The organism is Bradyrhizobium sp. MI1.11, assembly GCF_055811255.1.
In genome coordinates, this window is the sequence record NZ_JBVVPM010000023.1 from 61547 (window position 1) to 75014 (window position 13468).

Annotated in this window: 10 protein-coding genes and 2 pseudogenes; 4 read left to right on the forward strand and 8 right to left on the reverse strand. The window is 60.4% G+C overall.

Annotated elements, in window-relative coordinates; all coding sequences use genetic code 11:
• Positions 1-396 precede the first annotated feature (396 nt).
• Positions 397-600: a 4Fe-4S binding protein gene (locus AC0L30_RS22645; protein WP_007600001.1), complete on the reverse strand. Its 204-nt coding sequence runs from the start codon at positions 598-600 to the stop codon at positions 397-399.
• A 583-nt stretch (positions 601-1183) separates the two neighbouring features.
• On the reverse strand, positions 1184-2398 hold the full coding sequence (locus AC0L30_RS22650) for an EAL domain-containing response regulator (protein WP_473405246.1): 1215 nt from the start codon (positions 2396-2398) through the stop codon (positions 1184-1186).
• 619 nt (positions 2399-3017) lie between these two features.
• Between AC0L30_RS22650 and AC0L30_RS22655 the strand changes: the two genes are divergently transcribed.
• Positions 3018-3521: a GNAT family N-acetyltransferase gene (locus tag AC0L30_RS22655; protein ID WP_473304894.1), complete on the forward strand. Its 504-nt coding sequence runs from the start codon at positions 3018-3020 to the stop codon at positions 3519-3521.
• 516 nt (positions 3522-4037) lie between these two features.
• Here AC0L30_RS22655 and AC0L30_RS22660 read toward each other — a convergent pair.
• From AC0L30_RS22660 to AC0L30_RS22685, 6 genes and pseudogenes are all read right to left on the reverse strand, one after another.
• Positions 4038-4939: pseudogene (locus AC0L30_RS22660) on the reverse strand (SMP-30/gluconolactonase/LRE family protein).
• Complete coding sequence (locus AC0L30_RS22665) at positions 4902-5729, reverse strand: citryl-CoA lyase (RefSeq protein WP_473304897.1); 828 nt, start codon at positions 5727-5729, stop codon at positions 4902-4904. Before AC0L30_RS22665 ends, AC0L30_RS22660 begins: the two are co-directional and overlap by 38 nt.
• A 55-nt stretch (positions 5730-5784) precedes the next feature.
• Positions 5785-7050, reverse strand: coding sequence for a CaiB/BaiF CoA transferase family protein (locus tag AC0L30_RS22670; RefSeq protein WP_473304899.1), 1266 nt, complete (start codon positions 7048-7050; stop codon positions 5785-5787).
• 50 nt (positions 7051-7100) lie between these two features.
• Positions 7101-8123 (reverse strand): ABC transporter substrate-binding protein, encoded by a 1023-nt coding sequence (locus AC0L30_RS22675; protein WP_219682854.1) that lies wholly within the window; start codon positions 8121-8123, stop codon positions 7101-7103.
• Positions 8124-8156: 33 nt separating this feature from the next.
• Entirely contained in the window at positions 8157-8930 is a 774-nt protein-coding gene (locus AC0L30_RS22680) for an ABC transporter permease (RefSeq protein WP_473304987.1), read from the reverse strand.
• Positions 8914-9705 carry an ABC transporter ATP-binding protein gene (locus tag AC0L30_RS22685; RefSeq protein WP_473304901.1) on the reverse strand — a complete coding sequence of 264 codons (792 nt, stop codon included), beginning with the start codon at positions 9703-9705 and terminating at the stop codon, positions 8914-8916. Before AC0L30_RS22685 ends, AC0L30_RS22680 begins: the two co-directional genes overlap by 17 nt.
• A gap of 164 nt (positions 9706-9869) precedes the next feature.
• Here AC0L30_RS22685 and AC0L30_RS22690 point away from each other — a divergent pair, with 164 nt between their 5' ends.
• From AC0L30_RS22690 to AC0L30_RS22700, 3 genes and pseudogenes are all read left to right on the forward strand, one after another.
• Positions 9870-10559, forward strand: a complete 690-nt coding sequence (locus AC0L30_RS22690; RefSeq protein ID WP_473304903.1) for an IclR family transcriptional regulator — start codon at positions 9870-9872, stop codon at positions 10557-10559.
• Positions 10560-10986: 427 nt separating this feature from the next.
• Complete coding sequence (locus tag AC0L30_RS22695) at positions 10987-11847, forward strand: tyrosine-type recombinase/integrase (protein ID WP_473405254.1); 861 nt, start codon at positions 10987-10989, stop codon at positions 11845-11847.
• A 56-nt stretch (positions 11848-11903) separates the two neighbouring features.
• Positions 11904-13088, forward strand: a pseudogene (locus tag AC0L30_RS22700) (IS91 family transposase).
• Positions 13089-13468: the final 380 nt, after the last annotated feature.

The following is a 13468-nucleotide window of genomic DNA, read 5'->3' on the forward strand; positions in this document are numbered from 1 at the left end:
GCCGGATCGCTCCAGGACCGCACGGATGATCAGGTCGGCTCCTTGGTGTTCGGCGGGCCCGCGACCAGGCACGAGGTCGTCCGCCTCCGTGAGGTTGGTCAAGACGATCTTCTCGGTGCACTAGGTGTTCACGTGCTGAGCGACTTTTGCGCCGGCTTCGATGCGTCCGTGGCCGCTCGACGCCGGTCTGCCTCGCCTTGTCCTTGTTCGTGACAAATTCGACGGTGTCCTCCGACAGAGCCCTTTGAGGGGGTCCTCGGAGTCGCTCAGCGCCTTAAGCTCATAACGATGTTAATCGACCTCGATGCGCCCCATGCGGTCGTGGTCTCCTCAAGGCCCCACATCTACAACTTCGTTCGCGAAATCGAGCGATGAGGCCTTTTGGTCGCGGGCTGCCTATCCTGTCTTGGACGGGACACAGGTGTCAGGGACCGGACAGACCACCGCGCATTGCGGTGTGTCGCAATGGCCCTCGCACTCCGTACATTTTTTGGCATCGATAACGTAAATGTCGCGCTTCAGACTGATCGCCGCGTTGGGACACTCGAACTCACATGCGCCACAAACGGTGCATTGCGAAGCGACGATCTTGTAAGCCATGCCTTCCGACTCCTTAGGCGAGCGATGCCATGCGCGATCCCTTTCAAATGCCGTGCCAAACGCAGACGCGCTCAATGTTGGGCAATTTGCCCAATTCGGCTGTCCCGGGTCTGAGACCATGTTGCATCTGCGACAGCAACAGGTCGCTTCAATTTCAGGCTACGAGCCGTCTGGCCCTCTTGCGAGAGTCAGTCGCGACTTGACGCTGGAAGCGTCCGTCGGTTTGCTTGGCACGTCAGCGCGGGGGCAAGCGAGGCTGACGCTTCCTCAACCGGCGGCGACAAAAAACCGCCAGCGGACGCAGGTCTACGTCGGATCTCGGCAAACCTCCGGTCACACACCCCGACTGGAGGTTTGTGCAAGCCTCGCTCATGGCTGCAACGCTAGCTGCGCGGAGGACTCGCTGGAGGCTTGCCAAAACGGGCTTGTCGTATAACAAGCTTCGGAGGGAAACATGAAGTGGCGGCGGGACGAGCGACACTGGCCTTGCAGACCGACTGAATTGCACTCAGCCTCATGCCTGGTGCCGAGTAGGCATGGCGGTGCTCGTGAGCGTCACTTGGCCGCACTCAGCCACTCGCAACTATTTTGGACGAGCTGGAGCGGGGTTGAAAGATGACTGTGCAAATTGCTTCAGTGGCATGGCTTTTCCGAACAGATGGCCCTGCGCAAGGTCGAAGCCGAGTTCGGCCACAGCGATTAGGTCGGCCTGGCTCTCCACACCTTCGGCGACGGTGCGCACATTGTACTCTTTGGCTAGATCAACGATATGGCGGCACACCCTTCGCTTGAGGGGCCCATTCGCGCAGCCGCCTACGAACTGACGATCCACTTTCAATTTCACGAACGGGAATTTTGTCATCCCCATCAGCTGCGGCCAATTGGCACCGACATTGTCGATTGCAAGGCCAATGTTGTGAAAGCGAACCTCACGCGCAACCTCGACCAGGAGATCTAGGTTCTGGATCGCTTCAACGCTCTCGATTTCAATCGTCAAACCGCCGAAAGCGGCGTGCGACGGCATGCGCCGACAGAGATCGCGTACCGCCTGCGGGTCAATCAGGAATGCTGCCGGGAGATTGATGGAGAGATCGATCGAAGTTTGCTGCTCCAGAAGATACTGCCAATCCTTGATCGCGCGGTCGATCACGAACTGCGACAAGTTCCTAAAATGCGGATCGTGAGGTTCCGGGATGAAATAGGCCGGTGGAACAACGCCCCAGGTCGGGTGCCGCATTCGCACATGCGCCTCGGCGCCGCGGCGGCTAAGGGTACACGCGTCAAACTTCGGCTCATACCAGAGCTCAAGCCAGCCAGCGTGTAAGGCTTCTCCGACATGGACCGCGGGACGGGGCGCCGGCTCTCTTGGCAAGAGCATGCCGATCCGATCGCGCAACGTCTCGGCTGCAAACGGCGCCCTGAGCGGCGGCAGCATAGCAAGTCCATATTCACTACCGACCTGCTGCACTGCCGCCATGATGATCGACTCGCGCGCCCCGAACGCCAGCACTCGGCCTGCAAATTCTTCGCGTACCAGTATCTCGAGCAATCGTCCAGGCTCGATGCGGTCCGAGCCAATGCCGAGCAGGATCAGATCAGGGAACTCCGTGCGGAGTACGTGCGGCAACTCGTCAGCAGTCCTGCATTCGCTGATAACAAATCCCATATCCTCCAGCACATCCCGTAGAAAGGCGCGCAGATGCCGCTTGCCGACGGCCAGGCACGCCCGCGGCCGCACCTTACGTTGCCCGAAGATTACAGGTTTCCCTCCGACCAGTTCGGCCTGCCCATGTTCCATCGCAACCACTCCCGTTCAGTGACGGTGCCTTAAACGAGGAGAGAAGGTCGAAACAAGCTGTGCTTCCCGATATCTTTCTGATTGTTCGAGATAAGCTTAAGATAGTGCATTAGTGTGCAAAATCTTTCGCGATCTTGCTCAGACGATTTTATCGGGCGCACGCGTATGATACCTGTCGCGCTTCGCGCAAGTACGAGTGACGCACGCGAGGTGGGAATCTCTCCTTCGGACGCACCGAGCTGACGCTCTATGGCGCTGCGATCGTCGTGGCGCACGATTTATTGAAGCGAGTAATTCGTGAGCGACGATCGGCAATCACTCTTACGAATGTTTGATCGGGCATGACCGGCGTGTGCCGTGATATGTTTTCCAATAGAAGGCAGTCCATCATGAGTTCGCAGCTGCTCAAGCCGCAGTCGATTCTGAGAACGGCAATGGCTTGCAATTACCTCAGCTCTGTTGCGTATAGCGAGTGTGGACGTGCTGCTTCCTACCGAGCCTGATAGTTGCTCTCAATTGCGTTTTCTGTATCCTCCTGAGCATGAATTTCCTCCGGAGGGCTGGGTCGGGTGTTCGTGTTGGCGCTGAAGGGCAAGGTACGTCCAGCGCGGGCACGGCTTTGCGCAAGAGCGTGCCAGGAGATGAGAACGCGGTCGCAAAAGCGGTCGAAGAGCTACTTTCCGAGTTAGGTGGCCCCGGACCGGAGTTCAGCCTTCAAGGCGCGAAGCAGGCGGCGTTGCGCCTGATTCAGGATCCCGAACAGGGCTTCATTTTTGTCGTCGAGGAACAAGGCACCGGGCAGATTGTAGGGGTAGCTAGCATCTCGGCCGTACAGGCCGTGAGAGCAGCCGGAGCGTACGGCGTGCTTCAGGAGCTATGGATTTCTCGTGACTTCCGGAGCTCTGACTCCGGTCGGCATCTGCTCGAGGCGGTAGATTGGGAGGCGAAGCGACGCGGCTGGCACATGATTGAGGTTGCGTTGCCTCCGGATGGCTATCCGGCCCTAGAACGGGTACGCCACTTGTACGAGGAGAGGGGATATCGGGTTGGAGGATTGCGCGCGCAAGAGGCTCTGACAGTGGTACGACCTCTGCGCCACACACTTAAAGCGCTCCTGGGCTAGCGTGCTATCGGTAAAGTCCTTCACGCAGTCAATCCTGGGCTTGTTGCTTCTCAAAACGAACGCTTCACGCGTGCGTCGCGGCCGAGCATGATCGAGAACCTTTGACGCTGATGCGGTGCTGACTCCCACCGCGAGCGGTTACCTCTTCGGCCTTCTTGGCGAGAACGTTCGAAGATATCAGCGATCAATCATTCTGCATTGTGGGAAGCGATACCGCGACCCGCCCGACCAAAAGGCGACAGGTCGGCGGCGGCCCGTCGCGGGCGAAGCCCGACCAGCCTTACGAATCGTTCTTTTGCGCTTCCCATGCAGTGCGATTTACTGGCTCTGGTTTGAGATCACCCACACAAACGCCATCCATCCGTCACCAATTACATTCTCTCGGCAACTGGCCAGCCAGTCGTCTACCAGACTCATTTCCTGCATCTTGGTGCGGCGGACCGGCGCGTGAAAGGATTCCGCACAACCTTGCCACTCCTACTGGCGAATTTCGAGGAAGGTGCGCGAGATCAGCCATCACACTGATCCGGTAGAGGATTCCGTAATGAGCAATGTGCCGAGTGCCGCGTCCAATACGACATTCGTGCAGCTCCCCCCTGCGCAGGACTGGATGCAAGCGGACCGCTTCGCCGTTTGGCGCCAATACGAAAACGTGGCCGAGGGAATCATGCGCGACAAAGAGCCGCCCTTTTTTGATCGACCGTCAGTCCGTCAGGACCGCTCGTCGCGAAGAACCAGCTGAATCGTCCGACTTTCCCCACGCCATCACGCATCAGCGGTACGCGCCAGATGCTATTGTCGCGCGTCATTGCAACGAACAATACGGTCTCGTCCGGACTGAGCACCAGGCCATTCGGGCCCGGGCCATTAGAAATCAAGCAATGATCCGGCCGTCAGGGCACAGTCGAAATGCCCGGCCGGTCCGATCGTGCAATCCAGTCTGGCCCTGATCGGTGAAATAGATGTCGCCTTTGGTCGCGATACGCAGGTCGTTGCAGCCTCTGAAGGACTCGGAATTGCGGTGGCCCAGCGACGGTCGGATGGTCCCTCTCTGTGGATCGAGCTCCAGGAGACCGTTGATATAGTCGGACACGAGCACCCGGCCGTCCGGAGCAACCTTCAGACGTTCGGCCAGCCGTCGTATTCGATGATCAAAGACCAGACGCCCTCCGGTGAAATTCGGAAATGCGGCCGAAGGCGATGTCGACGACATAGAGATTCCCGGACTGGTCGAACGACGGTCCCTCGATGAAACCATCTACTGGATATGCCCCGCGGTTCGCGTCTGCCCATTCCGAAGAAACAGCCGGGCGACAAAACTCCGCCGGCATCGACGAGAACACGCTGGCCTCCATCAGCTTGGGCGGGTTTTCGAGATGCTCATGATACGCCTTCGAGCCTGCGACGCGGCTGGCCATCGTATTTGTAGCCGAACTGCTTGGGCATTGGGCCCTTGTTGCGATCGTTGCGCCCAGTTTGCTCCCAGGCGTGAGCCAGGATTCCGACCGCGCGCGACAAGCAGAAGACCCCCCGCGCGAGCGGAGAGGCGAAGCCCAGTTCGCCGTAAATGACCGCGGTCGCGCCATCGATGTTCATCGGAATGAGCTTGCTCTTGCGCTGTTGCATCACCCGCTCGATCGCGCGAGCGGCCTTGGCATAATCGCCGCCGACACTGCCCTCGTCAGCTGCGGCATCCACCAGCGCCAATAGCGGGGCCGCGCGCGGGTCGACTGGATGAAACCGGTGGCCGAAGCCCGGCAGATATTTGCTGCGGGTTGCGGTGAAATGGTCGATTGCAGCGCCAGCGGCCTGCTCGATCTCTCGCCCTTGGCGCCGTCGCAGCACATCCTCGTAGAGTTCGATAGCCTGCTCCCCTGCTCCGCCATGCACGTCATCGAGCGTGTTGATTGCCGAGGCCATTGCGCCATTCAGGGGCAGGCCGCAGCTCACCGCCATTTGGGCAATTGCAATGGAGGGCGCGTGCGGACCGTGGTCAACGGATCCAACCAGCGCAGCTTGCAGCAGCTGCTCCTGTGCTGGCGTCGGCAGATTGCCACGCAACATCAGCCAGATCATGGCGGGAAAGGAAACGCGGCCTATCAAATCTTCAATTGGATAACCCCGATAGGCGATGCGACCTGGCGCGATATCGCAAATGGAGGTTCGCCACCAACTGGCCGCTTGCTGTCTCAGTTCTTCTTCGCTCATTTCCAGTTCCGTCCTTTCAACCTGCCGATTGCCAACCGACGCAAGCCGTCGGATGTCATGATATCGGTCCGTCCGTGGCTACGCGGACGGACAGGAAATCAGCCTCTCCTTGCTTTGGCGTCCCGACGGCTCGGCTTGAGACCAGTTGCTCAACCTCCGCATACGAATAGCCGAGCCGCTGCAGCCATCGCTCAGTGTCTGCTCCGAGCGTCGCAGGTGGTGAAGGCAGCGAAAACTCCTCATCCAGCCGGAACCCCGGCCGCGTGATTCGTAACGGCTGCGCACCGTCTTGTTCTGGCGCCAAAGTCTCGACGAATCCGCGCTCAAGGACCTGTGGCTGCTGCAACACTTGCGAGACCGTCAGCACACGGCCGGCAGGGACACCAGCCAGATTCATTTTGGCCTCCCATTCCTCAGCGGGCTTGCAACTCAATGCCTTGTTCAACTCCGCGCTCAGCGCAGCGCGGTTGACCTTCCGCATCTCGCGTCCAGCAAAGCGTGGATCCGCCTTCAGGTCCGGTCGGTCGATCAGGTCGCATAGGGCTTGGTACTGCTTCTGCTCGTTGGCGGAAATGTTCAGCGGGCCCGTTGCGGTGCGAAACGTGCCGGAGGGAGCCGCGGTAAAGTTCTCGTTGCCGATGGGCTGCGGCTCGACCCCGGCGTTCAGGTGGTTGGAGACGACCCATCCCATCGCCGCAACGGTGGCCTCGAGCAGGGACACGTCGATGAACCGACCCCGTTGCCTATGCCGCTGGTCGACCAGAGCCGCGGCGATGGCAAACGCAGCAGTCAGTCCCGCAATCGTGTCCGAGATCGGAAAGCCCGTGCGCAGGGGAGCCGAGGCTATATCGCCGGTGACGCTCATGGCTCCGGAGAGACCCTGGACGATCTGGTCATAGGCCGGACGGGCGGACCACGGACCGCTCTGCCCAAAGCCAGAGATCGCGCAGTAGACCAGACGCGGGTTCAGCCTGACAAGCACATCAAAGCCGAGGCCAAGGCGTTCCATCACCTTCGGCCGGAAGTTTTCGAGCACCACGTCGGCTTCCTTGACCAGTCGCAAGAACACCTCGCGGCCCGCTTCCGATTTCAGGTCCAGTGCAATCGATTGCTTGCCGGCGTTCACGGCGACAAACGAGAGTCCCTGCAGGCGCTCCGCTCTTTGCGAATCCGCGCCGAGGCGCCGCGCCAGGTCGCCGCCGTTCGGATTTTCCACCTTAATGACCTCCGCGCCAAGGCGCGCAAGATGGTAACCGCAGAACGGACCCGCCAACACGTTTGACAGGTCGAGAACGCGGATACCGGTTAGCGGCAGAGACATCTGAAGAGCCTTCTTGTAGGTGATCCGATAGCGGGCGCTTAGTACGCAACTTATTTCAGTTGCTGCGCAGCACGTTCCGCGAATCGATTCGTGAAGGTCTTGATGAGGTCGATCTTTGCGGCTGCGATCTTCGGATCAAAGTCGCCTAGGACAGCCAGCGGGACCTTGGCCGCGTCGATGTCCATCTGACCGGTTGGCGAGAACAGCGCTTTCGACGCGTTGATGATCTCGATGTTCACCTCGCGATTGTCGGTCTTGTATGCAGGAGGCATCGCGTCGACGAGCTGCTCCGCCGAAACCGTGTTGATCCAGCGATGAGTTTTGAACAAGGCGTTGACGAGGCGCTGGACCGTTTCCGGATTTTTGTCGATGAAGGACTGCTGAAGGTAAAGGCACGCGGTCGGATAGATTCCGCCAAAGGCCTGCCTTGAGCCTTCGACCGTGCGCGCGTCGAACAGCGGTGTCGCACTCTTCTTGCGCGCGAGAAGGGTCGCAATCGGATCGAAATAGACGAGCGCGTCGATATTCTTGGCCTCGAGCGCCACCATGCCGGGTGCACCACTGCCAACCGCGATGATGCTTACATCGCGCGAGCCCAATCCCGATTTCTTGATGTAGTAGCGCGCCATGGTATCGGTCGAGGACCCCGGCGCCGTGATCCCGAGCTTCAGGCCCTTCAGACCGGCACCCGTCTTGACCTTGTCAGCGAGGTCGCCGCGGACACCGAGCAACACGCCGGGAATGTCATTGAGCAGGAACACGCAGGAAATTTGCTTGCCTTGGGCCTGCATCTGAATGGTGTGATCATAAAAGCCGACGGTCCCGTCCACCGAGCCGCCGATCAACGCCTGCAAAGCCTTCGAGCCACCGGCCTGGAAGTTCTCGACGGTCACGTCAACCCCTTCTTCCTTGAAGGCGCCCAGCTTCACGCCAAGTTCGAGAGGCATATAGTTGAGGATCTGTGACCCCACTGCGATCTTCAATTTTGTCTTCTCGGGCTCGGCGGCATAAGTCGAGATGACCGGGAATGCGGCTATCGCGATGACCAGCATCAGTCGTGGAAAAGCGTGCATGGGAAACTCCATGAGAATGGGAGAGCGGTACAATCAGGCTTCGTGGGCAGGTGCGGGCCGCCAGACCAGGAGCCGTTTTTCCGCGCCGTCGACAATGGCATCGAGAGCAACGACGAAGGCGGAGAGGACGATGATTCCTGCGAACACTCCGGTCGCGTCGAGGACGCCCTCGGCCTGCGCAATCAGGTGCCCCAATCCCGCGGACGAACCGAGATATTCGGCGACCACTGCTCCCATCACAGCCATGCCGACCGACACCCGCAGGCTCGACAGGATCCACGTGGTGGCGGACGGTAGGTAGACATGGCGCAGCAGGGAGGACTTCGATGCACGTAGCAGGCGCGCATTCGCGAGCACGACCGGATTGACCTCGCGAACGCCCTGAAAGGTGTTGAAAAAAGCGACGAAGAGAACCAGCGTCACGCCCAGCGCGACCTTGGAGGTGAGGCCCAATCCGAACCAGATGACAAAAATGGGCCCCAGCAAGATGCGCGGGATCGCATTGAACATCTTGATGAAGGGCTGAAGGACCTCGGCCGCAAACGGGCTTAAGCCCAACCAGATACCAAGCGCCGTGCCGATCCCGATACCAGCCAGGAAAGACAGGACCGTCTCCAGCAGTGTTATGCTGACATCGGTCCAGAAGTCGGCCGTTGACATCCACTCTCCGATCCTTGCGATGAGTGTCGACGGGGCCGGAAAGAAGAACGGGTCGATCAATCCGGCCCGCACGCCCAATTCCCAGATCAGGATCAGCCCAAGCACGATGGCGAACTGCGTGAGAGCGACCTTACCCCTGCGTGGCATAGCTTTTCTCCACTTCGGCGCCGAGCAGCGACCAGATTTCACGGTAAAGCGCGACGAACTCGTCGGTGGTCTGTAGCGCCGAGAGGTCGCGGGGACGAGGCAGCGTGATCCTGACATCGCCAACCATGCGGCTCGCGGGACCGGCAGACATCACAACGACGCGGTCCGCCAGCGTGATCGCCTCATCGAGGTCATGGGTGATGAAAACCAGTGAGCGCCGGTCCGCCTGCCAGAGGTCGAGCAGGATACGGTGCATGAGGCGACGGGTGTGAACGTCCAGCGCTGAGAAAGGCTCATCCATCAGGACGATCTTCGGCTGCATGATCAGGGTCTGCGTCATGGTGACCCGCTTGCGCTGGCCGCCGGACAATTGGTGCGGATAGCGCTCCTCGAACCCTTTCAAGCCAACCTTGGCGAGCCAGGGCCGCGCCTGCTCGCGCGCTTTCGCGATCGAGCTTCCCTGAAACACCAGCCCGAGGCCGACATTGTCCTGGGCTGTTTTCCAGGGCAGCAGCCCTTCCTGTTGCAGCATGTAGCCGGACTGACCGTTCAGGCCCCTAAGCGATTTGCCGAAAATGCGAACCTCGCCGGCGGCCGGCTTCAGCAGTCCGGTGACAGTATTGAGAATGGTCGATTTTCCGCAGCCCGTCGGCCCGACCACTGCAACGAATTCGGTTTCGCCGACCTGGAGGTTCATGCTTTTCACGGCGGTGAAGTCGCCGAAGCGAATCATCACGTCGCGCAGATCGACGGCAAGTGCCGGCTGCCCTTCCATTGTTTCGCTCCGCAGAACCTGTTCTAAGCCTCAAAACAGGTAACTGGCGCTACATCCGGAGTCAATTGCATTCTGAAACATAGAACCCAGATGAGCATTGAATACTGGACTTTCTATCCATTCCGGATATCTGTTCTGCACGACAGAACACGAGGACTGTATCAATGGCAAAGACAGGGGTTGATGCGGTCGGGCGCGCCCTGGCGATCCTCAAGGCCTTCGGCGCTGAGCGCGCAGCCCTGACGCTGACCGAGATTGCCGAGGCGACCGACTTCTACAAGAGCACGATCCTTCGCCTTGCCGCATCCCTGGAAGCGGACGGATTCCTGGTGCGGGGGACCGACCGGCTATTTCGACCCGGACCGGAGCTATGGCGCCTTGGGGCGCTCTATCAGCGTGGGCTGGACCTCGGTGACCTGATCAGACCCTCGCTCCATCGTCTGGTCGAAGCAACCGGAGAGACCGCATCCTTCTACATCGCGGAGGGCGACGAGCGCATTTGCCTTTATCGCGTTAATTCTCCGCGTTCCGTCCGGCATCACCTCGAAGAAGGACAACGATTGCCGATTGATCGCGGCGCTGCGGGCCGCGTTCTTACCGCTTACCGCGATTTTGCATTAGCTGATGGAAAGAAGATCAGAGATCGTGGCTTCTACGTCTCGATCGGCGAGCGTGATCCTGAGGTTGCGGCCGCAGCGGTGCCCGTAATCGATGTCTATGGCAAATTGCGGGGCGCGCTCTCAGTCTCCGCCATTCGCACTCGCTTTGATGCAGATGCTCGGAAATCTGCCGTTGAAGTGCTGAAGTCCGAGGCTAAAGCGCTGATTGGTTTGCTGCCTGCAAGTGAGCGCTGAGCTACAATGGCAGCGTTCTGTTTATAACGCACAGCTCAGCGGGTGCCGCAATGGCCTCTCCTGAGCGTAGCGCGCATTTCTCGCATTGTTGAGGCCTGCAGATCATCCTCGATCTCGACGCCACCCATCCCTACACGGACATCAGGAGGGAGGCTTCTTCAAGGCTATTACGCTGCTCGTGTGATGTGTGCTGGTGCGCGTGTTCTGGAGCGTCATGGCCTGACGGCCAAGCTGCGGCGCGCCGACATCGATGCAAGCGCGGTTAGGACGTTTCGCGGATTGTGCGACCTAAAGCCGGATGGGGTTAGACCGAATCGATTTGGGATTGAACGAAGCCGCTGTCGCGGCGTGCGTGGCGAGGTGGCGTAGATCGCCTCCTGGCTGAGAGGATGTGGGTGTTGGAGCCCCCCTAAGACAGGGTATTGAGATCGCCCATTTGAGCCCTCTTCGCCGCCGCATGATCGAGGACATGACAGTCCGCAATCTGTCGCCGGCGACGCAGCGATCCTACATCAGCGCGGTTTCGAAGTTCAGCCGCTATTTCGGCCGATCGCCTGACCGGTTGGAACTGGAAGACGTCCGCGCCTTCCAGGTGCATCTGGTCTCGACCGGCATCTCATGGCCGGCGCTGAACCAGATCGTCTGTGCGCTCCGGTTTTTCTACGGCGTCACGCTCGGCGAGGCACTCATCCCGGAGCGTATTCCCTATGCGCGAGAACCGCGCAAGCTGCCGGTCGTGCTCAGCGCCAACGAAGTGGTTCAGTTCCTCGAGGCCGTGTCCAGCCTGAAGAGCCGCGCCGCGCTCACCACGGCCTATGCGGCCGGACTCAGGGCCTCCGAAGTCGCGGGACTGCGGATCGAAGACATCGATAGCGCCCGCGGCGTCATCCAGGTGCGCCACGGCAAGGGCGCGAAGGATCGCAACGTGATGCTGTCGCCCCAGTTGCTGGGCATCCTGCGCACCTACTGGCGGCTCGCCCGGCCGCGGCTTTATCTGTTCCCTGGTCGTGACGAAGATCATCCGATCGATCAGACCGTGTTGCACGCAGCCTGCCGCTCGGCGGTGAAGGCTGCGGGCCTGACCAAGCGCGTCACGCTGCACACGCTGCGCCACAGCTTCGCGACACATCTTCTGGAGAACGGAATCGACATCCGGATCATCCAGGTTCTGCTCGGCCACAATAATCCGTCGTCGACGGCGCGCTACACGCAGGTCGCCACCCATACGATCCGGGCGCCCCAGAGCCCGCTCGACCGCCTGTCGCTGGAGGTGACGCCACCGGCATGACAACGGCTCCGGGATCCGGCTTATGACCCCCCGACGTCCGCCCGCACCGACCCACCATCGACATTGCCGATATCTTGCGCCGGCATGGCGACGACTATCGTCGTGACCATGCCGGTCATCACGGTCGCGTCGAGCGGCGGGTGATGAGCGCCATTGTTGGGTGCCGAACCGAGGCGCTCGGCGGCCACGTCGAGGCCGCAATGACTGCGGCATGACGCGGATCGCCTGTAATTCCTGCCGGAATCGGCATTGTCCGAGGTGTCAGGGGCCAGCCCGAGCCGCGTGCCTTGCCGCGCGAGAAGCCGACCTGCTGCCGGTTCCCTACTTCCACGTCGTCTTTACGCTTCCTGCACCGATCGCCGCGATTGCTTTCCAAAACAAGGCGGTCGTCTATGCCATCCTGTTTAAGGCCGCCGCCGAGGCGATCACCGACGCTTGCTGCCAATCCGCGCCGGCTCGGCGCGGAGATCGGCAGCGTCGCGGTCCTGCACACCTGTGGACGAGCGCTAACGCATCATCCCCACATTCACTGTGTCGTGCCGGGCGGCGGCCCGTCACCTGATGGAACACGCTGGATCGCCAGCCGACCGAACTTCTTCCTGGCTGTCAAACCGCTGTCCCGGCTCTTTCGCTGGCTTTTTCTCAAACGCCTGATCGGGGCCTTCAACGCCGCCGCCTTGCGCTTCTTCGGCGATCTTGCTTCTCTTGCCGAACTCGACGCTTTCGCTGGTCGCATCAAAGCCATGCAGCGCGTCAACTGGGTTGCTTACGCCAAGCGGCCCTTCGGCGGACCCGCACAGGTGCTGGCCTATCTCGGCCGCTATACCCATCGCGTCGCGATCGCCAACAGCCGGCTCGTCGCACCCGACAACGATCATGTTGCCTTCACATGGAAGGATTACCGCCAGGACGGCGCGACAAAGATCATGAAGCTCAAGCCCGACGAGTTCACTCGCCGCTTCCTGCTTCATACGCTGCCCGACGGTTTCCATCGCATCCGCCACTTCGGCTTCATGGCCAACCAATCGCGCTGCCAAGCTCGCCCTTTGCCGCGAACTTCTCGATCATGAGACAGCCCCAACGACAGCCAGCCGCCGCCTGTGGATTCGGAAGCTCAAACCTGGGCCGAAGTTCCTGCCTGTCCGGATTGTGGTGGCGTCATGCGCATCATTGAGCGCTTTCGACACAGCTTCAGACGCTCCAGCCCTCGAACATCACCGTTCCGATGCGACACATCGTGAGCCAAGTCATGCCGTGCACGACGATCATCATTCGTCATTTCGCTCCCAGCGTCTCGATCATGGCGGACGATTTCGACTCCGTGCTTTCACACTGCGCGACAACAACGGTCCCATGCAGCAAAATGCCTATCGCGATCTCCAGTGAAGCGCGTCTGATCTCAACTCTTCCCCGATGCGCACATCTCGTGTCTCTGCCTCACGCGCCGAGCCAGCAGATCGGGCCTTCCGATCTCGAACGTGCTGCATGCTCTGGTCCTCGTCTTCGGCCAGAACGAACTTCAAACTGGATTAAGCCCGAGGGGCAGGGTCAACACCCACGCCTTCCTCGGCGGTGCAAAATCCATGCGCCAGATTCGTGTTGGCGTCGGCGGCGCCACTAC